Below are 403 nucleotides of genomic sequence, written 5' to 3'. Positions count from 1 at the left end.
CTGGTCGAGCTGGGTGCCTCAATGATGGTGGCATCCACCAAAGTGCCTTGGGTCATCATGACGCCTGCTTCGGCCAGCCAGCGATTGATGGTCTTGAACAATTGACGGGCCAGTTGATGCTGCTCGAGCAGGTGGCGGAAATTCATGATGGTGGTGCGATCCGGCAGGGCGCTATCCAGGGATAATCGGGCAAACAGGCGCATGGAGGCGATTTCGTACAGGGCATCTTCCATGGCACCGTCGCTCAGGTTGTACCAATGCTGCATGCAGTGAATACGCAGCATGGTCTCCAGCGGATAGGGCCGTCGGCCATTGCCCGCCTTGGGATAAAACGGCTCGATGACAGCGGTCATATTCTGCCATGGCAGAATCTGCTCCATGCGGGAGAGGAAAATCTCTTTTC

Annotated in this window: 1 pseudogene; it reads right to left on the bottom strand. The window is 56.6% G+C overall.

From position 1 onward, the window contains the following. A pseudogene (locus ACVCAM_RS26515) lies at positions 1–403 on the bottom strand (IS5-like element ISKpn26 family transposase); the annotation flags it as partial.

The organism is Enterobacter sp. CFEC122, assembly GCF_052983755.1.
This window is presented reverse-complemented; position numbering and strand designations above follow the sequence as displayed.